Origin of the sequence: Macrococcus psychrotolerans, from assembly GCF_038095555.1 — a bacterium.
GTDB lineage: Bacteria > Bacillota > Bacilli > Staphylococcales > Staphylococcaceae > Macrococcoides > Macrococcoides psychrotolerans.
Map to the genome: position 1 here is coordinate 1,042,235 of NZ_CP124591.1, position 20,159 is coordinate 1,062,393.

The following is a 20,159-nucleotide window of genomic DNA, read 5'->3' on the forward strand; positions in this document are numbered from 1 at the left end:
ACAGTATGTGGAAAACGTTTTTCGGTCAATTACAACGTATCGGTAAAGCATTGATGCTTCCGGTGGCAATCCTTCCAGCTGCAGGGTTACTGCTAGGAATTGGAGCAGCATTACAAACAGAATCATTAGTAGATTTTTTCCCGTTTTTAGCGAATGACATTGTCGTAAAAATTGCTTCAATGTTACAAGCTGCAGGTGGAGTTATCTTTGATAACTTACCATTACTCTTTGCTTTGGGAGTGGCCGTAGGACTTGCAGGTGGCGATGGGGTTGCAGCGATAGCAGCCTTTGTAGGATATCTAGTTTTAAATGTAACTATGGGTCAGATTGGTGGTATCACTGCTGAGAATGTTACAAAAAGTCCAGGATACGCTACAATTTTAGGAATTCCAACGTTGCAGACGGGTGTTTTTGGTGGAATAATTATAGGTATTTTAGCCGCATGGGCTTATAATAAGTTCTATAATATTAATTTACCGCCATTTTTAGGTTTCTTTGCTGGTAAAAGATTCGTGCCTATTGTAACGGCATTTAGTTCGTTTATATTAGGGATAATAATGTTCTTTATCTGGCCAGTAATTCAAAGTGGTATGAATGGTTTATCATTGTTCTTGATGGAAGAAAACAAGGCATTAGCCGTATTCTTCTTTGGAATGATTAAACGATTATTAATTCCATTTGGTTTGCATCATATCTTCCATGCACCTTTCTGGTTTGAATTTGGTACATATACGAATGCAGCCGGAAAAGTTGTACATGGTGATTTAAATATCTTTATGGCTCAAATACAAGATAAAGTACCTTTAACAGCTGGAGCATTTATGCAAGGTGAATTCCCTGTTATGATGTTTGGTTTGCCAGCGGCGGCGTTAGCCATCTATCATACAGCAAAACCTGAAAAGAAAAAATTTGTAGGAGGATTAATGGCATCAGCTGCATTAACTTCATTCTTAACAGGTATAACTGAACCTTTAGAATTTTCATTCTTATTTGCAGCACCAATTTTATTCTTTGTTCATGCAGTGTTAGATGGATTATCATTCTTAATACTATATCTAATGGATTTACACCTCGGTTATACATTTTCAGGAGGATTTATTGATTTCTTCACCTTTGGAATGTTACAAGGCAGAACTCCATGGTGGTTAGTAATCCCTGTCGGATTAGTCTATGCATTGATTTACTACACAGTATTTAGATTCTGTATTACTAAATTTAACTTAAAAACACCTGGTCGTGAAGATGAAGAAGTTACAGTTAAAGAAACGTCTACTAATGAACTTCCATTTCACGTGCTTGATGCAATGGGTGGTAAAGAGAACATCAAACATCTAGATGCTTGTATTACAAGACTTAGAGTTGAAGTTAACGATAAGTCCAAAGTAGATGTCGGCGAGTTAAAAGCATTAGGTGCAGCTGGCGTGTTAGAGGTAGGAAACAATATGCAGGCAATCTTTGGGCCTAAGTCAGATCAGATTAAACATGATATGGCTCGAATCATTTCAGGAGACATAACGCGTCCAGAACAAACGACTGTCACTGAAGAGATGAATACGGTTAAAGCTGAAGAACAAATCGAAGCTGTACCAGCAATAGAGGAACATATTGTATATGCTCCGATTACTGGTGAGGTAGTAGATTTATCTCAAGTACCAGATCAAGTATTCAGCCAGAAGCTAATGGGAGATGGGGTTGCAATCATACCTTCTGTCGGTGAAGTGGTAGCACCATTCGATGGAGTCTTGAAGATGGATTTCCCGACGAAACATGCGATTGGACTTGAAGATGAAAACGGTCTTGAAGTTTTAATCCACTTCGGATTAGAAACCGTTGGATTAAAAGGTAACGGATTTGAAATGCTCGTAGCGCCTGGTGATAAAATCACTAAAGGTCAGTCGTTGTTAAAAGTAGATCTGGATTATATCAGAGCAAATGCGGATAGTGATATTACACCAATTATCTTCACTAATTTGAATAATCAAATGATCCATGATGTCAACTATGGAAAAATTCAATCTGGAGAACGTTTACTTTCAGTTAAATAAGTAAAATCAAGGAACATCAAGGAACATCAAGGGACATCTATCTGTAGCGATGTCCCTTGCTTTTTTTTATTATATGTGGTTAAATTTCTTTATATTGTATAAATAAATATTATAAATATATTATGTAAACTAAAAGTATATAAGTAAAATAATATGTTACATAAGGAAGGGCGCGTATGTCAGATCATAATTTTTTTCAGTTTTTTGGGGGCAGAAAGTTATTGTTCACATTAACTGTATTAATATTAACTGGAATATTAGTATTGATAGTTAATCAAATTTCTTTTATCTTTAAACCATTTATCGTTATCTTCAATACAGTAATAGGTCCTGTCATCTTGGCTTTCATTTTATATTATCTTTTGAATCCGCTTGTCAATTTGATGGAACGTTATCGTATTAATAGGTTATGGGGTATCATTATATTGATTGGTACCATTATCAGTCTTTTTGCTTTACTCATCACCTGGCTAATTCCTGTTATAGAAGTTCAGATCACTGGGTTGGTTCAGAATGCTCCAGATTATTTAAATCATCTATTAAAAGACTTTAATAGATTATCTAACAATTCCAAGTTTGCTCCATTCCTGCAGAACATTCAGGAATGGGTAAATACAAATCTTAGTGATCTTCCAAAGAAGGTAGGAGAGTACCTTGGTGATTTTTCAACTCGTCTGCGATCGGTTGTCGATACAGTTGCAAGCGTAGCTATTGTCATCATGACTTTCCCATTCGTACTCTTCTTTTTGCTGAAAGATGGCGAACAGTTCAAAAATTATGTATTAAAGTTAACACCACCAAAATTTAGAAAAGATCTTCATGATATTTTAGATAAGATGAATGTTCAGGTCGGTTCGTATATACAGGGTCAGATGTTTGTTGCTTTCTGTATCGGAGTGCTATTGTTTATTGGTTATATGATTATCGGGCTTGAGTATGCTTTAATTCTTGCTTGTATCGCTGCAGTAACGAGTGTGGTTCCATATTTAGGACCAATGATTGCTATCAGTCCTGCTATTGTGATTGCGCTAGTTGATTCACCTGTCATGTTGTTGAAGCTTGCAGTTGTATGGATGGCCGTGCAGTTTTTAGAAGGTCACTTTATTTCTCCTAATATTATGGGAAAGACAATGCAGATTCATCCTTTAACAATTATTTTTGTTCTGCTTTGTGCAGGGAATCTATTGGGTTTAATAGGCGTTATATTAGGTATTCCTTTATATGCTATATTAAAGGTTTTGACTCAGTATATATTCGATAAATTTAAGAAACGTTATAATACGTATTTATCAGAAGATGGGGAAGTATATTGATTTTGAGATAAGTCATCATTCCAGACGGATGATGACTTATTTTTCATTTATTTCCAATAATATTTGGTTTTTTTCTTGTTTTTCTGTAGAATATGTATGAATTCAAATTAATTATTGTGAGTAGGGGTTTTATGAAAATATTATTTAATAATTATCGGAATGTAATTAAGTTTTTATTTATGGCATTACTGTTTATTTTTGTGATATATCGTCTAAAGGGTGAGTTATCGACGATTGACTTCAAATCGACGATGACGGCATTTAAACATTTAGACTCTATACAGCTGGCGATCCTTATTTTTTCTGGTCTTATTTCAGTCAGTATTTTATCTTTATATGATTTTGTATTAGCCAAGAGGATGCATCTGGAAATCAAGCATATGAAACTCTTTAATGTTAGTTTTATTGCAAATGCATTAAATGCGGTTATTGGATTTGGAGGAATGATAGGGGCAGGGCTCCGCTTACTTATTTATAGGAATTATACTGAGGATGATAAAACGCTTATCAAGGTCATTTCAATGATGTTGTTATCGATGATTTCAGGGATGAGTATTCTGAGTTTAGGTATCGTTTTTAATATATTTCCGAATACCCATGCTTTTGATCAGTACACTTGGTATAAAATTGGTATTTTTATCATTGCGCTCTATTTGCCGGTATTTCTTCTGTACACACTTATTAAGCCTGTTAACAATGATAAATTTCTGGGAATAATATTTACGCTTGTGTCAAGTGTTGAATGGCTGGCAGCGAGCGGTGTATTCTATCTGATATTTAAGTTTATACATATCGATGTCCAGTATTCGTTAATTATAGGTATCTTTGTTATCGCTGCTTTAGCTGGATTACTCTCCATGGTTCCAGGTGGTTTTGGTGCTTTTGATCTGATGATCCTTATTGGATTTAAAAGTATTGGCATCACCGAAGAAAATGTATTGCTTGCACTCGTCATATATCGCGTTGTCTATTATTTCGTTCCTTTCCTTGTCGCAATGGTTTTATCCACCTTTGAGTTTAAGGGATTTGCAAAGAAACAATTTGAAGAACGCTTTGAAGATAATAAGTATTTTGCACCTGCGATTGAAACAAGTTCATTATTTTTAAATCTGTTAAAAGATGTGTTAATACATCTACCAGCTATAGCCCTTGGTATCCTTTCTTTTATTACTGGGTTTGTATTTCTGATGACAAACAGTATATTGATAAACGATGCTATCTTTGATGTCCAGCACAATACATACACCTTCTTATCTTCTTTCTTCACGCTTGCTTGCTTACTGCTGATGATAAATGCGAAAGGTGTGATGCATGATACGAGACGTGCACATATCATCAGTATTGTTGCTGCTGCTGTAATATTAATCATTCTTTTCTTAACATTTGGAAATTGGCTTGTATACATTTGGATTGCAGCACTTATTTTACTTCTATTTATTGGGAATATGAACATTAAGATGATTAAACGTCCAATCACACTGTTTAGAGCAGGCTTAACGATACTGTTTTCTGTCATTATCCTTTCGCTCAATAGCTGGCTTATCAGAATACAGCTAAGTGAACTATTGGCACAGGATAGTATCGATTTTGACGGCAATTTAATGAGAAATTATTTTCTATTCTTTATTATTGCAACAATATTACTAATCAGTTTAACTTCGTATTTCTTCAATAAGAAATATATTGCTAATATCGCAATGGATGTTTCTGAAGAACAGCGTGCACAAATTATTGATATGTATGGAGGTAACTTTGTCAGTCACCTTCATTATTCTACCGATAAATCGTATTTCATTAATCAAGCTGAAGATGCTTTTATCATGTTTCAGACACATTATGATACAATTTTCGTGCTTGGAGATCCTATAGGAAATAAGCAATCATTCAGAGATTTATTATACGATTTCTACAACCAAGCTAACTATTATGGATATGAAATCATCTTTTATCAGGTGAAACCTGATTATCTTCCTTTATATCATGATTTCGGAAATATCTTCTTCAAGTTAGGTGAAGAAGCAGTGATACCTCTTAACGATTTTACTATCAGTGGTAAGAAGAAACGTGCATTTCGTGCAACGGTGAATAAGTTTGAATCACAAGGCTATTTTTATGAGGTTGTGCATCCACCATTCAGTTCGGATTTTATAAACCAGTTACAAACTGTATCTGATGAATGGTTAAATGGAAGATCAGAAATGAACTTTTCAGTTGGAAGCTTTAATGCGTATTATCTCAATAAGGCACCTGTTGGCGTCATAAGAAATGAAGAAGAAATCATAGGATTTGTATCATTTATGCCGACAAATTATAATCACTCTATTTCAGTTGATATGATCCGCTGGAAAGAGAATGAGTTTCAGATGATGGACGGTCTATATTTAAATACGATGTTATACGTCAAAGAACATTACGATTACTTTAATATGGGAATGGCACCACTATCGAACGTTGGCAGCCATAGATATGCATTTTATAGAGAGCGCTTTGCAGGAAGGATATTTGAGACAATTTCTCATATCTATAGTTTTAAAGGATTACGTAACTATAAAGAGAAATTTAATCCGAACTGGGAGCCACGCTATCTCGTCTATAAGAAGGGGAATAGTCTGATGACGTCTATGATAAGAGTGAGTTATCTCATTAATAAAAAGACAAGAAATTAATTTTTCTTGTCTTTTATTTTTTGTCTTGTTTCTTGTTCTCTTTTATAACGTTCAGGATCCTTCTTATAGAAGTCCTGATGATAGTCCTCTGCCTTATAGAATGTCTTTGATTCTCTTATTTCTGTGACAATCTGTTTATCGAAATTAGGTTGAATGTTGCTAATATAGTTTTCAGTAATCTCTCTTTGGTTATTATCTGAGTAAAAGATTGCCGTGCGATACTGACTTCCTCTATCTTGATATTGCCCATCATTGTCAGTCGGATCAATAATCTTAAAGAATATTTCAAGTATTTGTAACGTCGTGAATACTTGATCATCATATTGTATTTCTACGACTTCAAGATGACCAGACGTACCGGTTTTTACTTGTTCATAGGTTGGATTTTCAATATGCCCCCCCATATAACCACTAGTGACTGATGATACGCCATCATATGTATCAAAAGGTTTAACCATGCACCAGAAACAGCCACCTGCTAAGTATATTTTCTTTTTCATATATTTCTACCTCCTTTTTGTTATTTTACTTTATTATTTGGAAAAGAAACCGATATATGCTTGCAATAATGTAAATTCTTTTATAAGTTTATTATATTGTAATATAGAAAGCAGGGTATATATGAGCGAAGGGATAACGCCAAGAAGAAAAAGAAAGAAAATCAGATTAAAAAAACTACCATTTGTAATTTTGGGATTAGTTTTATTACTTATACTGGTAGTAGTTTTTATCAAATCAAGTTATAATAGTGGCCTAGATTTAGCAGCAAAACATGGACAAAAGCATGTCAACTATGACTTTAATGGAGTATCGAATAAAGACGGTAAATCAAATGTTTTAATTTTAGGTCAAGATCGCATGATTGATGGCTCAGCAAGAACGGACTCCATTATGATTGCACAGTATGACTTCCTTAATAAGAAGGTAAAAATCATTTCAGTCATGCGCGATATATATGCTGAAATCCCCGGATATAGAAACTATAAAATTAATACAGCCTACACGTTAGGTGGGCCGGATTTATTGCGTAAGACGATAGAGAAAAATTTAGGTATTCCAATAGAACATTATGCGATTATAGATTTCAAAGGGTTCGAAGCCATGGTAGATGAAATCTCACCGTCTGGAGTACCGGTAAATGTGGAAAAGGATATGTCTGAGAATATCGATGTATCTTTAAAGAAAGGTCAGCACAATCTAAATGGTAAAGAATTACTAGGTTATGCTCGTTTTAGACATGATGAAGAAGGGGACTTTGGACGCGTAAGACGTCAGCAGCAAGTGATTTCTGCGTTAAAACAAGAGATGGTCAGTCTTCCTGTACTCTTTAAAACACCGAAATTGGCGGGTATTGCAAGAGGCTATGTCAATACAGACCTTAAAGATGGCGAGATATTTCGAATGGGTACAAGCTTTGTTATTCGTGGTGATAAGAAGCAGAGCACATTGACTGTGCCAGTAAAAGGAAGCTTTCAGCAGGCAAGCTATCCTGAAGCAGGGGCTGTACTTGAAATAGATAAAGAAGTGAATAAAAAGGCGATACAGAAGTTCTTAAATGAGTAAAAACAGGAGAAGCGATTGCTTCTCCTGTTTTTATTGTTGATCTGATAATAGTTGACCCGCTACTGCATAACGCTCTTTTTTAAGTTCTTCAATAAATACATGAACTTTCTCTTTCGGCGCTCCAGAGTTACGACTTACAACTTCCGTTACTTCTTCAACGATTTTCTTTAACTGTTCTTCAGAACGACCTTCAACTAATTCTACTGTTACGAATGGCATAAACATTCTCCTTTACATCTTAAATTTATTGTTCAAAGTTATAATATACTATTCATAGATATTACGGTTAACAGAGGATCCATTACCACTTACCCAGTCGTCCATGCCGTCGTCTTCCATAATCTCGACGTTAACATCTGTAACATGAGGCTGTTTTAATAATGCGCTCGCTACCGATTTTTTGATTTCTGTTAATTCTCTTAAATTAAATTCATGGTTTGAAACTTCGATCAATGCTTCAACGTGCTTATCTTCGCCTTCTTTCATTACAACAAGACGTTTGATATCTGAAACATCAGGATGTTTTAATATCACTTTAGAAGCATTAACTTCCATCTCTTCATCTGCACGTCCGATTGCACCAGCTGCATTTTCCATGAAGACTTTAAACACAACATAGAACATTGCTAAACCGATGATGACTGAAACGATACCTTCAACCTGACTCCATCCTGTAAAACGAGCAATAATAATAGCGATTAATGCAATGAATCCTCCGCCAGTTGCCACTGTATCTTCCATGAATACCAGTTTCGTTGCAGGTTTGGCACTTCCAATATTAGCATAACTAGTAGTTAAAGGATGAAGGCCAGTGGCAGGTTTGTGAACTTCCTCAAGTACTTCTTGTCCTGCTTTATATAATACTGATCCTTCTAATACAACCCCAATTAATAATACACCAATAGCAATTAAAAATTGATTTAACGATTGCTCTTGATGCGTCGGATTCATAATATGATGTATCCCTTCTAACACTGTTTCATAAGCTAAAATTGCAACGATGATCACGGCGAATAAACAAACGATGTTAACCAGGCGGCCATATCCAAATGGAAACCTTTCATTCGGTGCTTTCTTAGAAACAGCTGAGCCGACCCAGACAAAAAGTTGGTTTGCAGCATCACCATAAGAGTGCATCATCTCTGCGAACATTGCAACGTTACCGGTAAATATATAGGCAACTAGCTTTAAAGTACCTAAAATAAAGTTGACGATTGCTGCAATTAAAGAAGATTTACTCCCTTTTTTGAGTAATGTAAATAATCCTGTCATAGAATTCTCCTAACATATTTAATTTTATATTTACTTTACCTATTATAGGTGAAAATAAACATAATAAAAAGGATACTTGATTGATTTAATGCTATTACTTTATTTTAAATTTTCAATTAACTATGCGACAATAGAAGTAACTTATTTCAGGAGGGTTATTATGTTTAAAGAATTATTAACATCTATCGGTATCGGAGATTCTAAAATCAACACAAAGCTGGAGAAAACATCATTCAGGTTAGACGAAGATATTAACGGGGTAGTGGATGTACACGAATTAGATGGGCTGGAGATCGATCACATAGAACTGTCATTAATTGAACGTAAGAAAAATAAGGATGAAATGAGCCAATTTGAATACTTAGATGAGAAATTAGCATCATTTACCATCGAAAACAGAGGATCAGAAACAATTCCATTCACATTTCCGGCAATTCATAACGTAGAAGATGTAAATCATACGTTCGTGATCATTACACATGTATTTGTCAGTAGCTCAGTTGATTATTATGATGAAGATGAAATTTACTTTGAAAGTGTCCGTTAAATTTAGTAAATAAAAATTGATATAATTTCTTAAATTTTCAATATTTCTTAATAGAAAACCGTCAAAAGGGAACACGTTATTACGATATAAAGATTCTAGTTTTTCTTTTAGGTGATTTACCTCTGTTATTAAGCTTGCCGGATATTGATATTTTATTATGTTAATTTCAAATTCGTCTTCATCGTGTATGATGAATAAGCTTTCTGAGTGGCAGAGACTTAAGAAGAATGTATGATTCATTCTCCTCTATAAGTTCTGATTTCCATGAATAGTGAATAGAATGGTCGTATTTATATGTATTAACATTGTATTCTTTCATTTAAACCTCCGTTGTAAATTTATTGATTTAATTATATGATATATTAATCAGAAAATTCTTTAAATAAAATTATATTATTAGAGGAGTAATTTATGGACATCACATTTACAAAAGATAATATGCGTTTCAAATATAGAGCTTCAGCGCTAATTATAGAAAATAATCATATTTTATTACAAAAATTCAATGATTACTGGACACCACCTGGCGGCAAAGTTCAAATGCTAGAAGATTCTAAAATAGCCTTGAAAAGAGAGATATTAGAAGAACTATCAACTGACATAGAGATAGAACAAATTGCTATTTTCATTGAACAAACATATCATTCACAAGAAAAGTCATTCCATGAGCTCGGCGTTTATTATTTTTGTCATTCCAAATCATTATGGGATAGAGGAATATCTATAATCGGAAATGAAAATGGAGAAGATATGGAGTATCGATGGTTCCCGGTAAATGAAATCGATAAGATCAATATTCAACCAGTAATATTAAAGGAAAAGCTGTTAAGCGAGAATAAGGATTTTGAACATATTATTAATCATGAAAAGGACTAAGGAGGAATTTAGATATATTTATTTGGACAATTCTATCTCTAATGTTATAATGTACACGATATTGTACGTTACGGGAGGGTCATTTATGAATACTTATACACCTACTAGTGCTAGAAAAGATTTTTTCAACATTATAAAATCTGTTAATGAAGATAGTAAGGAAATTTACATTGCACCAACTAAAATTGGAGAAAAAGGAGCTGTTTTAGTTGGTGAAGATGATTGGAATGCCATTCAGGAGACGTTATTCTTATTAGAAAAAGGTATTGCTTATCAAATCGAACAACGTAAAGACGAAGAAGAAATTGATTTTGACAGTACATGGGATAATATTTAATGTACAAAGTGGTTATGAAATCTAGTGTCAAGAAAGATCTGAAAAAGATAAAAAACACACACTTAGAAACGAACTTTCTAAAAATCATTAAACAGCTTAAAGAAAATCCATATAATAATAACCATTCTTTCGAAAAACTAATTCCCCCAATAAAGGGGTTTTATTCGAGAAGGTTAAATGTACAACATCGTGTTGTTTATACAGTAAATGACGAAGATAAAATTGTAACAATCTATTCAGCATATGGGCGTTATGAGTGATCATTCTACAACTTTACTGAGCATTATCTTATCCATCGCCCTAATACCATTTTCCATAATGACTTCTTTATATTCATTGATAAAGAAGTCTTTTTCTATTTCTTGAATTCTAAATCCACACTTTTGATATAACGCGAGTTGATTCAGACTTGAGTTCGCTGTGGCGATGATTAACTTATCGTATCCTGAATGCTTCGCTATTTTCTCCGCTTCTTCTAACATCACCTTACCATAACCTTTCCCATGATAAGCTTCACTTACTGCAATGTTCATTATTTCAATGGTTGATTCACTAACTTCTTTTAATACGACAACACCAATAGGTTTACTTTGTTCTAATATATACATTGAACTTTCACTAATATATCGATTAATCATTTCAATCGAAGGGTCAGCTAATAGCAATAACTCTAAAATTTCATCGTTGATTTCATAAACTTGTTTTAACATCGAATCACCTTTTTGTAAGAATTTTCTGTATAATATCATTATATATTTTTTTCTTATGATAAACACAGAAAGGTGCATATTAATGAAACCAATCTATACTTTTGAACAAGCAGCTGATTTAAATAAGTATCATGCTGATATAACATATTTCCATACACAAATTAATGATTTCCAAAAATACCTTATAGATAATTTTCAGTTAAAGGATATACCAAATGGTGTATTCTGGACATCACGTTTTGTGATGGAGGAGGTACTCGAAAAGCCAGTACCTGCTTTTACGAGAGATGAAGCGATTTATATGTGTGCTGATCGTGATTATTGGGAACAATATTTAACAGCGTTGCTTCCAGAAGTTTTAAAAGATAAATACACGTCATATTATACCGAACACACTAAAGATGAGATGCTAGCAATATTAGGACATGAACTCGCGCATCATATTAATCTATTTCTTGCTGAATTTGATGAAGAGAAACCAACGTGTGAAGATATGTGGTTTGAAGAAGGAATGGCGACTTATCTTCCTAGAAAGTTCTTTTTTGATGAAAGATTATTCTGTGACGTATATCATCTAGAAAAGACGCTCTATGAATATTATTTAAATGAATTTGGTGACCTACCTTTAGAACACTTTACATATGATATTTACTCGCACCCAAAGGAATATATTATGTTCCATTACTGGATGAGTTTTGTTAAAGTCACTCAGTTTGTAAGTCTTGTAGATGGAGATGTATCACGTTTATTTAAACTTTATCATGATTGGGATAAAGAAGGGAGAAAGGTATCTTTAGCGCATTATTTTAAAACACATATTTAGGAGGGTGCCATGCATATTGATGATTTAAATGATCACTTACCAGGCTTTCATTTTTTGAAGTTAGAAAGCTTTAACAAGGGTTGGTCGGATGATCAAAAATATATTGTTACAACTCGAGATGATAAGTATCTATTACGTCTTTCTTCTATTGATAGAATAGAGGATATTCAATTGCAAATTAATTTAGTTGAACAGTGTATGAACCTTGGACTTCCAGTGCAACAATTAGTATCACACGGCGACTATCATAATCATTATTGTTTACTATACCAATGGATTGAAGGTCATGAAGCTAAAGAAATATTACCGAAAGAAAATCGAACGTAAGAAATCGATGTATCTAAACTGTGAATATAAATACGATAATGATCAGTGTTTATTTAATGTAATAGAAAAGTATGAAAATCGTATCATCTTATAATGAAAACGACATTGTAAAATACAAATTGAATCATCTTCTATCTTATATACGAGCCTATGTTCATGAGTTATCCTTCTGCTATAGCAACCTGTATAGTTTACTAATAATTTTTCTGGCTTACCAATACCTTCATTTGGGCCATCAATCATAATACTCTTTATTAGTTTATTTATTTTCTTTAATACAATTTTATCGTTAGTTTGCCAGTACGTATAATCTTCAAAACCACTTGAATAAAATAGTATCTTTTTCTTAGGCATCTAAATCAAGCTCAACTTGAAGTAAGTTATTTTTATCAATTGATTCATCAATCGCTTTTTGTAATCTTTCGGCATTCGCAGGTGTACTCTGTAAATAAAGTGTTTCAATCATACTATTATAATCTTGTTCAGATAATATCACGGCATTATGAGTGTTTGTTGTGATTGTGTAAGGTTCACAGTCTTCATTAACAATATCTATTATTTTTCTAAAGTTTGATCTTGCATTAGAATATGTTGTTACTTTCATTTTATCCCCTCCTTGTACAATTATATTGTCCGCTTTTGTTTTATTATGTATATTTTGATTACTTTTTACTATTTGGTTTTATGTATGATATGATAGTTGCTATTTTGTTAATGTTCTACTATTTTAATTTTCAGAAAATTGTTTATAATAAACATATGATACGTAAATGGAGGTTGGATACTTTGACATTAGGCGTTTATAGAGGGCAGGTAGTTTTGAGTGATTATCAAGATGCTTGGGTAAATGATTTTGAGCAAGTAAAACAAGACATTATTAAAGCTACTGACATAGAATCGAACGATATTCAGCACATTGGGAGTATATCAATACCTGGATTAGCAGCTAAGCCAATTATTGATATATTGATTGGAGTTGAAGATTACAAAAGTATGCCGAAATCATTTTATGATGCATTAATAACGATAGGGATTTTCCGTTTACGAGTTGAGAGAGCAGATGAGATTGTGTTAGCAAAATTCGAAGGTGACTCATTCCAAAAACATACTTGCTTTATTCATCTTGTATCGAAAGAACAACAAAAATGGACAGATTTATTAAAATTTCGTGATTATTTACGATCTAATCCTGATGCTAGATATGAGTATCAACATTTAAAGGAATATCTGTCAATACAATATCCAGACAACAGAGCTAAATATACGCAGGAAAAAGAGGCATTTGTCAATTCTATTTTAAATAAGTAGAATAAGTGCATTATTTTACCAATTTATTCGAATGGATAAAGAATTATAATATATTTATTTTTAATATATTTATTTTGAGGTGATATTTTGGAAGCTTTATTAGTTATTGATTTTCATACACACTTTTTAGAAAAGGGTGATTTTTCAGTATTTAAGAAGAATGCTATTCATATAGTAGAAGTATTTAAAGAAAACAAATTACCTGTCATTGCAGTGGAACATATTAATCACTAAACAAATAAGCCATTTCCTTTAGAGCCAGTTATTCATAAAAATGCCGATAAGATTTATTCTAAAAATAAACCCAGTGCTTTTAAAGATACGGATTTGCAACAATATTTAATTTCACTTGGTGTTACTGAACTGATCATTATCGGTTTTAATATGGAATATTGTATTTTATTTAATGCGATTATTGCTAATGAACTTGGCTTTAAAGTTACAGTAATCGAAGATGCTTGTGCTACAGTTAATAATTCAGAAACATATGAAATGCCTGGGTTAGATATTAATGACTTTGTATCTACAGTTTTGCATTGGTCTGATGAAGTAGAAGTTCTGATGATAGACGAGTATGTGTGAGTTGGGGTCATTTTTAGCTGAGGATAAATTTTAGGTTTGATATTTCTAATTTTCATATAAATAAACAATATACCTATCGATTCATGATACTATATTAGTGAACTACACTCTTAATAGGATGTGATTATTTCATGGATATTAATAATCTAAAGCTTACTCAACTCTATTTGAATCAACGTAAAGTGGATGAGGTAAGTGAATGGCTGGATGATGTTTCTGTCAAAAATACAATAATCTCAGTAATTCAGTACGACAATCAATTTTATATCGTTGATGGTCATACACGATGTTTCGTTGCTTTTCAAAAAGGGGTTATTGATATCCCGGTTGAAATTTATGATGTTGATAATACATCAGTAGAGATGCAATTATATCTTGATTGTATAAAGTGGTGTGAACAAGAAAATATTTATCATATTAATGATTTATCCCATCGCATTCTAGTAGAAGCAGAGTTTGAAAAACTATGGATTGAGAGATGTCAAAGTCATATGGAAGATATTCAGGATGCTCGTGATGCTAATATTGCTTATCGTGAGCATTTGAACTACAAAGTAACCTATACTCACGAAGAAGTCATGAAATATTTCACTCTGTAATCTTATCGTGTGTATGTTTAATGATTTATTCTTTGTTATGATTGTATTTACTCCGTCTAATATGGAATTGTATCCCATAATAGACGGACTTTTTATTTGATCGAAAACAGAACGTATGTTCTATTTTTATTGAAAACGAACATACGTTCTGTTATGATTAAATTAACATAAAGATTATAAAGAGGGTGCTTAATATGTATGATTACAGTTTATGCGAGAGAAGAGATGTACTCTGTATTGACCAGAAGAGTTTCTTTGCCAGTGTTTCCTGCATCATGAAAGGGCTTGATCCCATGACGACAAAGCTTGCTGTTGTAGCAGATACAAAACGCCAGGGTTCTGTCGTTCTTGCTGCTACATCGCCACTTAAAGCTATTGGTATTAGAACAGGATCACGTCTATTCGAAATCCCACATCATCCGGATATTTATATTATCAATCCCTCAATGAAGGAATATCTAAAGGTCGCAAGTCAAATTTCAGAAATTGCTCTGAAATATGTCGCACCAGAAGATTATCATCAATATAGTATTGATGAATTTTTTATGGATGTGACAAACAGCTACCAACTGTTTGCAGATTCGAGTTATGATTTGGCATTAAAGATAAAGGATGAAATCTATGAGAAAACTCAAATTCTCTGTGCTGTAGGTATAGGTCCAAATGTGTTGCTAAGTAAGATTGCGCTAGACATGGAAGCTAAGAAAGCAGATCATGGTGTTGTACAGTGGCGTTATGAAGATGTACCTGAGAAGATGTGGTCGATAGAACCATTAAGTACTTTCTGGGGGATTAATCGACGTACAGAGAAGAAGCTGAATCAGAAGGGCATATTCACCATTGGACAACTTGCAAATTATCCTCTTCACTATTTAAAGCGTGATTTCGGTGTGATTGGTGTTGATCTTCATCTGCATGCAAATGGTATTGATTCCAGCATTATAAGAGAGAAACACCAGATCTACAAACCTTCTGTGAATAAGAGTCAGATTCTAATGCGTGATTATCATTTTCACGAGCTCCGTGCAGTCGTGATTGAACATATCGAAGAGGTTACATTTCGATTACGTGCGGATAATCGTATCGCCAGAACAATCAGCTTTACAATCGGTTATAGTGATGAAGGAAGCGTCAGTAAGAGCTATACGTTATCAGAAGGTACAAATCTTACTTCAGATGTATTTAGAATCGTATGGGGGTTTATGCAGCAGATGTGTGATTCGAATAGAAAGTATCGTACTGTAAATATCGCTCTGACAAACTTGATGAAGGAAGAAGATAGGCAGCTTTCACTATTTGTAGATGAGTTTGAACGTGCGAAAGAAGAACGTCTAGAAAGAACAATTGATGAACTGCGTACCCGCTTCGGGAAGAATAGCGTACTTCGTGCAATCTCCTACACTGAACAAGGCACCGCGCGTAAACGTAATGGATTGATCGCTGGTCATAAGGCGTAGTCAGATATCATAGATTTAAACAAGCACTCTATTATGGTAGTGAAGCGTATATGCGTGATATAGATTTATCAAATGAATCTGAATAAGAAGATATCACAATAATGAAACCCTATCGAGCGTAAATATGCTTGATGGGGTTTCGTGGGTTATTAAGTATATCAACGATTAAGAAAAATGATATTTAATCACCAATGTAATCTCTGCCGGCTTTTCTGATGTATTCCGATATGTATGATCTAAGCCTCCTGAAAAACGGATTGAATCATCTTTTTCAAGTGAATATGAAGCCCCATCCACGATTATCGTAAATAGCCCTTCATTAACGATGATATATTCTTCAGAATGCGCAGCCTGATCACTTGAAATAATTTCAGAATGCGGCTGTAATGTCATCTTCAATATTTCAATCTGTTCTTCACTATCATAATACGGTGTTATCTGAATAAGACCGTCTTCAGAATAGATTGTTTGAATATCATTCTTTTTGATCACATGCACCGTATTTTCAGATTCATGTAAAAGTTTAGATAATGGGACTTTTAAGCCGTTGGATATTTTCCAGAGGGTAGAAATTGTCGGATTCGATTGTCCTTTTTCTATTTGATTAAGCATCGCACGACTTACACCAGAAATTGAAGCAAGCTTTTCGAGACTTAATTGCTGTTCTTTTCTTATATGCATTAGGTTTTGTGACACGACTAAATTAATTTTTTCCATATTAAACCTCTTTCTTGACTATATTAGACGAAAAGTATAATATAACAGATGTTATTTTATAACAGATATTTTGTTCATTATAACAGATTAATAGAAAGAGGGATTGTTTTGTACACAAAAAGGTTTAGAGGGTTGAAGCTTTTATTACTGGTTGCTGTGTTATTGTTATCAGCAAACTTACGCGCACCGCTCACATCAGTTGGCGTATTATTACCTGCAATCAATGATGACTTACAGCTGTCAGCATTTGCTACAAGTATTATCGCGATACTGCCATTGCTGGCATTCTCATTTGCTTCATTATTTGCTGCACCTGTTAGTACCAAGATAGGATTAAATCGAACGATCGTCCATGCTTTGATTGTCATTACAGTTGGTATTATACTCCGATCATTAGGAAGTAGCACGTTATTATTTACAGGAATCCTGTTAATCGGTATAGGGATTGCATTCGGTAATGTACTAGCTCCAGTATTTATAAAAGCATCATTCCCGTTACAGGTTGGTATCGTGACAGCATTATATACAGTTAGTATGAATATATTTGGTGCATTATCATCAGCAGTATCCGCACCAATTGCAAAGGCTACAAATTATAATATTTCATTAGCAATGATCGGTATTGTTACAATCATCACACTAATCTTCTGGATAATCGTATTACAGAAAGATAAAGATGTAGAAGCACCACAGGCTATAACAATGACATCAAGTATTTGGCGATCACCACTGGCATGGCAGATAACACTATTCATGGGTGGACAGTCGGTCATTTTCTATAGCTTGATCAATTTTCTTCCGATAATACTAAAGGAACAACATATACCCGTAGAAGTAACAGGAGGTTATTTAACAGTATTACAAATAGCAATTATTATCTTTACATTTATTATTCCGATGATTGCAGCTAACATGGCACACCAGGTTTATTTAGGGTGTATAAATGGGCTGTTATTTATTGCGGGAATAGCTGGGATGATTTATGGCGATGTTAAATATATGCTTGTTTATATCCTCTTCATAGGCGTAGCACTTGGAATATCATTTGGGCTTGTAAATTTATTCTTCTCTCTGAAAACAGAATATACACATACAGCGAAACAGTTATCAGGAATGGCACAGGCAATCGGCTATTTATTTGCAGCACTTAGCGTACTTATCTTCGGCGTAATTCATGATTATACACATGACTGGAGTCATTCATTATATTTCCTATTGGCAGATGCTTTATTGATGCTCATAGTTGGAATGCTTGCAGGACGTAAACATACGATAGAAGGAAATACAATTAAATAGAAAACCTTAAAAAGTAATCACCATTCATAAAACAAAAAACTTTCAGGTCTCCTGAAAGTTTTTTTATCGTTTAATCACAAGCTCTGAAAAGTTATAAAATCCAGCAGTAGTCACTTTGGCGTTATGAATGCTGATTGGTACTTTAACATCTTGAGTAATGTTGAAGATAGGGTAGAGGGTATGTGATTCAAATAACGACTGATTAATCGCATGATTCAGTACGTGCCACTCGCGGGCATCTGTTGTGATATATCTATTATAATAATCCCTTAAAAGAGGATATTGTTGTGATAAATGGTGATGCATCGTTTTATTTTGATAGAGCATCGTAAAGTATTCAAAGGATTCCGCTTCACTAAAGAACATACCGTGGATATAGATATCCCCCTCAATTGTTATTTCACTTTTAAAGGAAGTCATAATATCGATAGGTTTTAATACCGTTTCTATATTGTATTGCTTTAAATACCTTTTATACTGGAGCATCTTTTTTTCGATATAGCTCGGATAGACCATTGTTATAGAGAAATGATCTTCTAATTTATTTAGTGATTTAAGCGAAAGTGGCTGATCTTTCAGAATATAAGGGGTTCCTTTACTTGTGTGTATATCTGTAACTTGATGAACGGACTGCTGAAATAAGTAATGCACAGTTGCTTTCTGTATATCTGATAGCTTATTTTGTGCGAGTGACAGGACATAATAAAAACCATCTGTTACTTCGATATGCTGGAACGTATCACTATCACTTAACGTAAAGTTACTTTCTTTAAGCTTCGGTATATAGATCAATTCCACTTCATCAATATATGATTGATAGCCATAATACTGATCAAATGATTTTAAAGTCGTTTGAAATTCATTATTCATTGCGATATAAAATGGTCCAGTACCGATAATTTGCTGCTTATCCTGCTTATCCTGCTTATAGATTGCAAGATTTAACTTACATAATATGTCTTTGAAATATGGAAAATCGTGATAATATACTTTAACTGTAAGTTTATTAATCACTTCAATTGACACAATTGGATTTAATAGCACTTTCGTCTCCTGATACGCTATCGCATGACTCAGACATCGTTTAATATCTTCAGCAGTTACTTGAGTACCATCATGAAAGTAAACATTCTTCCGTAAATATATCACTGCATAATCATCATAGAAATCGATATGCTGTGCTATCTTATAATGATATTGATTCGAATGTCTATCATATGCGATTAACGTGTCATAAATATTACTTAATATATTTGAGCTATTGATATCAACCACTTCTAAAGGATGAGAATAGAGTGGGGCGTAGCGCTTCTTAACGACTAATTTATCTGCATCAGCTGTAGATACCCCAAGTAATTGATTCGCTTTCGTAATCAGCATCTGTTTATGATGAATAGACCAGTCCCACGTTAAATATTGAATAGCATCTGACAATTGATGTCGCGTTAGCATTGCATTCACCTTATTGAAATATAATGTATCGATATCCACGAACCATTGAACCGTTGATTTATTCCCGCGACCACGTGCACTCTTAAAAGTTAGATAACCACTATCCTGCCATCTTTTTAAACTTCTGGATAAATGCTTCTGACTCACCTTTAACTGTTCACTGACAGACGATTGATGAAATGCTGTAATCTTTAAATTATAGAATGACAGTAATAATCGCTCCATAGCTCCTCCTAAAAGTGGACTAAAATAAAATATTGTCCATTTTT

The 20,159-nt window shown here is 33.6% G+C and carries 25 protein-coding genes; 16 read left to right on the forward strand and 9 right to left on the reverse strand.

Annotated elements, in window-relative coordinates; all coding sequences use genetic code 11:
- The first annotated feature begins 5 nt into the window (after positions 1 to 5).
- The 3 genes from ptsG to mprF all read left to right on the forward strand — a co-directional run bounded on the left by ptsG (position 6) and on the right by mprF (position 6,024).
- Positions 6 to 2,045, forward strand: coding sequence for a glucose-specific PTS transporter subunit IIBC (gene ptsG / locus QA539_RS05220; protein ID WP_219494753.1), 2,040 nt, complete (start codon positions 6 to 8; stop codon positions 2,043 to 2,045).
- Positions 2,046 to 2,221: 176 nt separating this feature from the next.
- Complete coding sequence (locus QA539_RS05225; RefSeq protein WP_419894909.1) at positions 2,222 to 3,358, forward strand: AI-2E family transporter; 1,137 nt, start codon at positions 2,222 to 2,224, stop codon at positions 3,356 to 3,358.
- Between the two features lie 131 nt (positions 3,359 to 3,489).
- On the forward strand, positions 3,490 to 6,024 hold the full coding sequence (mprF, locus tag QA539_RS05230) for a bifunctional lysylphosphatidylglycerol flippase/synthetase MprF (RefSeq protein WP_419894910.1): 2,535 nt from the start codon (positions 3,490 to 3,492) through the stop codon (positions 6,022 to 6,024).
- Here mprF and msrA read toward each other — a convergent pair.
- Positions 6,021 to 6,524, reverse strand: coding sequence for a peptide-methionine (S)-S-oxide reductase MsrA (gene msrA, locus QA539_RS05235; RefSeq protein ID WP_219494756.1), 504 nt, complete (start codon positions 6,522 to 6,524; stop codon positions 6,021 to 6,023). The genes mprF and msrA overlap by 4 nt on opposite strands.
- Positions 6,525 to 6,645: 121 nt before the next feature.
- Here msrA and QA539_RS05240 point away from each other — a divergent pair, with 121 nt between their 5' ends.
- Entirely contained in the window at positions 6,646 to 7,587 is a 942-nt protein-coding gene (locus QA539_RS05240) for an LCP family protein (RefSeq protein ID WP_219494757.1), read from the forward strand.
- Between the two features lie 30 nt (positions 7,588 to 7,617).
- Here the strand turns inward: QA539_RS05240 and QA539_RS05245 are convergent, their stop codons facing one another.
- Together QA539_RS05245 and QA539_RS05250 are read right to left on the reverse strand one after the other, a co-directional pair.
- On the reverse strand, positions 7,618 to 7,806 hold the full coding sequence (locus QA539_RS05245) for a 2-hydroxymuconate tautomerase (RefSeq protein WP_041635987.1): 189 nt from the start codon (positions 7,804 to 7,806) through the stop codon (positions 7,618 to 7,620).
- A 48-nt stretch (positions 7,807 to 7,854) separates the two neighbouring features.
- On the reverse strand, positions 7,855 to 8,859 hold the full coding sequence (locus QA539_RS05250) for a cation diffusion facilitator family transporter (protein WP_419894911.1): 1,005 nt from the start codon (positions 8,857 to 8,859) through the stop codon (positions 7,855 to 7,857).
- Between the two features lie 160 nt (positions 8,860 to 9,019).
- Between QA539_RS05250 and QA539_RS05255 the strand changes: the two genes are divergently transcribed.
- Positions 9,020 to 9,406, forward strand: coding sequence for a sporulation protein (locus QA539_RS05255; protein ID WP_219494759.1), 387 nt, complete (start codon positions 9,020 to 9,022; stop codon positions 9,404 to 9,406).
- Positions 9,407 to 9,584: 178 nt separating this feature from the next.
- Here QA539_RS05255 and QA539_RS05260 read toward each other — a convergent pair whose 3' ends face one another.
- Positions 9,585 to 9,725 carry a hypothetical protein gene (locus QA539_RS05260; protein ID WP_186309442.1) on the reverse strand — a complete coding sequence of 47 codons (141 nt, stop codon included), beginning with the start codon at positions 9,723 to 9,725 and terminating at the stop codon, positions 9,585 to 9,587.
- 92 nt (positions 9,726 to 9,817) lie between these two features.
- Here QA539_RS05260 and QA539_RS05265 point away from each other — a divergent pair, with 92 nt between their 5' ends.
- The 3 genes from QA539_RS05265 (at position 9,818) to QA539_RS05275 (ending at position 10,879) form a co-directional block, all read left to right on the forward strand.
- Complete coding sequence (locus QA539_RS05265; protein ID WP_219494760.1) at positions 9,818 to 10,282, forward strand: NUDIX hydrolase; 465 nt, start codon at positions 9,818 to 9,820, stop codon at positions 10,280 to 10,282.
- A gap of 85 nt (positions 10,283 to 10,367) precedes the next feature.
- Positions 10,368 to 10,619: a type II toxin-antitoxin system Phd/YefM family antitoxin gene (locus QA539_RS05270; RefSeq protein ID WP_086042489.1), complete on the forward strand. Its 252-nt coding sequence runs from the start codon at positions 10,368 to 10,370 to the stop codon at positions 10,617 to 10,619.
- Positions 10,619 to 10,879 carry a Txe/YoeB family addiction module toxin gene (locus tag QA539_RS05275; protein WP_219494761.1) on the forward strand — a complete coding sequence of 87 codons (261 nt, stop codon included), beginning with the start codon at positions 10,619 to 10,621 and terminating at the stop codon, positions 10,877 to 10,879. Before QA539_RS05270 ends, QA539_RS05275 begins: the two co-directional genes overlap by 1 nt.
- Here the strand turns inward: QA539_RS05275 and QA539_RS05280 are convergent, their stop codons facing one another.
- Entirely contained in the window at positions 10,880 to 11,329 is a 450-nt protein-coding gene (locus QA539_RS05280; protein ID WP_219494762.1) for a GNAT family N-acetyltransferase, read from the reverse strand.
- 82 nt (positions 11,330 to 11,411) lie between these two features.
- On the opposite strand from QA539_RS05280, the gene QA539_RS05285 reads away from it, so the two are divergent.
- Positions 11,412 to 12,152, forward strand: a complete 741-nt coding sequence (locus QA539_RS05285) for a hypothetical protein (protein ID WP_419894912.1) — start codon at positions 11,412 to 11,414, stop codon at positions 12,150 to 12,152.
- Positions 12,153 to 12,161: 9 nt separating this feature from the next.
- Positions 12,162 to 12,479, forward strand: a complete 318-nt coding sequence (locus QA539_RS05290) for a phosphotransferase (RefSeq protein WP_419894913.1) — start codon at positions 12,162 to 12,164, stop codon at positions 12,477 to 12,479.
- Between the two features lie 42 nt (positions 12,480 to 12,521).
- Here the strand turns inward: QA539_RS05290 and QA539_RS05295 are convergent, their stop codons facing one another.
- Both QA539_RS05295 and QA539_RS05300 read right to left on the reverse strand, forming a co-directional pair.
- On the reverse strand, positions 12,522 to 12,833 hold the full coding sequence (locus QA539_RS05295) for a Txe/YoeB family addiction module toxin (protein WP_419894914.1): 312 nt from the start codon (positions 12,831 to 12,833) through the stop codon (positions 12,522 to 12,524).
- Positions 12,826 to 13,083: a type II toxin-antitoxin system Phd/YefM family antitoxin gene (locus QA539_RS05300; protein ID WP_419894915.1), complete on the reverse strand. Its 258-nt coding sequence runs from the start codon at positions 13,081 to 13,083 to the stop codon at positions 12,826 to 12,828. Before QA539_RS05300 ends, QA539_RS05295 begins: the two co-directional genes overlap by 8 nt.
- A gap of 182 nt (positions 13,084 to 13,265) precedes the next feature.
- Between QA539_RS05300 and QA539_RS05305 the strand changes: the two genes are divergently transcribed.
- From QA539_RS05305 to QA539_RS05325, 5 genes are all read left to right on the forward strand, one after another.
- Complete coding sequence (locus QA539_RS05305; RefSeq protein WP_419894916.1) at positions 13,266 to 13,787, forward strand: GrpB family protein; 522 nt, start codon at positions 13,266 to 13,268, stop codon at positions 13,785 to 13,787.
- An 87-nt stretch (positions 13,788 to 13,874) separates the two neighbouring features.
- The gene (locus QA539_RS05310) at positions 13,875 to 14,021 is read left to right on the forward strand and encodes a hypothetical protein (protein WP_419894917.1); all 147 of its coding nucleotides are present in this window, start codon (positions 13,875 to 13,877) and stop codon (positions 14,019 to 14,021) included.
- 51 nt (positions 14,022 to 14,072) lie between these two features.
- Positions 14,073 to 14,369, forward strand: a complete 297-nt coding sequence (locus tag QA539_RS05315; RefSeq protein WP_419895594.1) for an isochorismatase family protein — start codon at positions 14,073 to 14,075, stop codon at positions 14,367 to 14,369.
- Between the two features lie 131 nt (positions 14,370 to 14,500).
- The gene (locus tag QA539_RS05320) at positions 14,501 to 14,968 is read left to right on the forward strand and encodes a hypothetical protein (RefSeq protein ID WP_419894918.1); all 468 of its coding nucleotides are present in this window, start codon (positions 14,501 to 14,503) and stop codon (positions 14,966 to 14,968) included.
- A gap of 194 nt (positions 14,969 to 15,162) precedes the next feature.
- Positions 15,163 to 16,425 (forward strand): Y-family DNA polymerase, encoded by a 1,263-nt coding sequence (locus QA539_RS05325; protein ID WP_419894919.1) that lies wholly within the window; start codon positions 15,163 to 15,165, stop codon positions 16,423 to 16,425.
- Between the two features lie 165 nt (positions 16,426 to 16,590).
- Here QA539_RS05325 and QA539_RS05330 read toward each other — a convergent pair whose 3' ends face one another.
- Positions 16,591 to 17,142: a helix-turn-helix domain-containing protein gene (locus QA539_RS05330; protein ID WP_219494772.1), complete on the reverse strand. Its 552-nt coding sequence runs from the start codon at positions 17,140 to 17,142 to the stop codon at positions 16,591 to 16,593.
- Between the two features lie 108 nt (positions 17,143 to 17,250).
- Between QA539_RS05330 and QA539_RS05335 the strand changes: the two genes are divergently transcribed.
- Positions 17,251 to 18,438, forward strand: a complete 1,188-nt coding sequence (locus QA539_RS05335; RefSeq protein WP_283722170.1) for a CynX/NimT family MFS transporter — start codon at positions 17,251 to 17,253, stop codon at positions 18,436 to 18,438.
- A 63-nt stretch (positions 18,439 to 18,501) separates the two neighbouring features.
- On the opposite strand, the gene QA539_RS05340 is transcribed toward QA539_RS05335, so the two are convergent.
- Positions 18,502 to 20,115: an ABC transporter substrate-binding protein gene (locus QA539_RS05340; protein WP_419894920.1), complete on the reverse strand. Its 1,614-nt coding sequence runs from the start codon at positions 20,113 to 20,115 to the stop codon at positions 18,502 to 18,504.
- Positions 20,116 to 20,159 lie beyond the last annotated feature (44 nt).

Bases quoted from the DNA above. Each gene is read 5' to 3' on its own strand.
- ptsG (WP_219494753.1), top strand. From the start codon at position 6: ATGTGGAAAACGTTTTTCGGTCAATTACAACGTATCGGTAAAGCATTG.
- QA539_RS05225 (WP_419894909.1), top strand. From the start codon at position 2,222: ATGTCAGATCATAATTTTTTTCAGTTTTTTGGGGGCAGAAAGTTATTG.
- mprF (WP_419894910.1), top strand. From the start codon at position 3,490: ATGAAAATATTATTTAATAATTATCGGAATGTAATTAAGTTTTTATTT.
- msrA (WP_219494756.1), bottom strand. From the start codon at position 6,524: ATGAAAAAGAAAATATACTTAGCAGGTGGCTGTTTCTGGTGCATGGTT.
- QA539_RS05240 (WP_219494757.1), top strand. From the start codon at position 6,646: ATGAGCGAAGGGATAACGCCAAGAAGAAAAAGAAAGAAAATCAGATTA.
- QA539_RS05245 (WP_041635987.1), bottom strand. From the start codon at position 7,806: ATGCCATTCGTAACAGTAGAATTAGTTGAAGGTCGTTCTGAAGAACAG.
- QA539_RS05250 (WP_419894911.1), bottom strand. From the start codon at position 8,859: ATGACAGGATTATTTACATTACTCAAAAAAGGGAGTAAATCTTCTTTA.
- QA539_RS05255 (WP_219494759.1), top strand. From the start codon at position 9,020: ATGTTTAAAGAATTATTAACATCTATCGGTATCGGAGATTCTAAAATC.
- QA539_RS05260 (WP_186309442.1), bottom strand. From the start codon at position 9,725: ATGAAAGAATACAATGTTAATACATATAAATACGACCATTCTATTCAC.
- QA539_RS05265 (WP_219494760.1), top strand. From the start codon at position 9,818: ATGGACATCACATTTACAAAAGATAATATGCGTTTCAAATATAGAGCT.
- QA539_RS05270 (WP_086042489.1), top strand. From the start codon at position 10,368: ATGAATACTTATACACCTACTAGTGCTAGAAAAGATTTTTTCAACATT.
- QA539_RS05275 (WP_219494761.1), top strand. From the start codon at position 10,619: ATGTACAAAGTGGTTATGAAATCTAGTGTCAAGAAAGATCTGAAAAAG.
- QA539_RS05280 (WP_219494762.1), bottom strand. From the start codon at position 11,329: ATGTTAAAACAAGTTTATGAAATCAACGATGAAATTTTAGAGTTATTG.
- QA539_RS05285 (WP_419894912.1), top strand. From the start codon at position 11,412: ATGAAACCAATCTATACTTTTGAACAAGCAGCTGATTTAAATAAGTAT.
- QA539_RS05290 (WP_419894913.1), top strand. From the start codon at position 12,162: ATGCATATTGATGATTTAAATGATCACTTACCAGGCTTTCATTTTTTG.
- QA539_RS05295 (WP_419894914.1), bottom strand. From the start codon at position 12,833: ATGCCTAAGAAAAAGATACTATTTTATTCAAGTGGTTTTGAAGATTAT.
- QA539_RS05300 (WP_419894915.1), bottom strand. From the start codon at position 13,083: ATGAAAGTAACAACATATTCTAATGCAAGATCAAACTTTAGAAAAATA.
- QA539_RS05320 (WP_419894918.1), top strand. From the start codon at position 14,501: ATGGATATTAATAATCTAAAGCTTACTCAACTCTATTTGAATCAACGT.
- QA539_RS05325 (WP_419894919.1), top strand. From the start codon at position 15,163: ATGTATGATTACAGTTTATGCGAGAGAAGAGATGTACTCTGTATTGAC.
- QA539_RS05330 (WP_219494772.1), bottom strand. From the start codon at position 17,142: ATGGAAAAAATTAATTTAGTCGTGTCACAAAACCTAATGCATATAAGA.
- QA539_RS05340 (WP_419894920.1), bottom strand. From the start codon at position 20,115: ATGGAGCGATTATTACTGTCATTCTATAATTTAAAGATTACAGCATTT.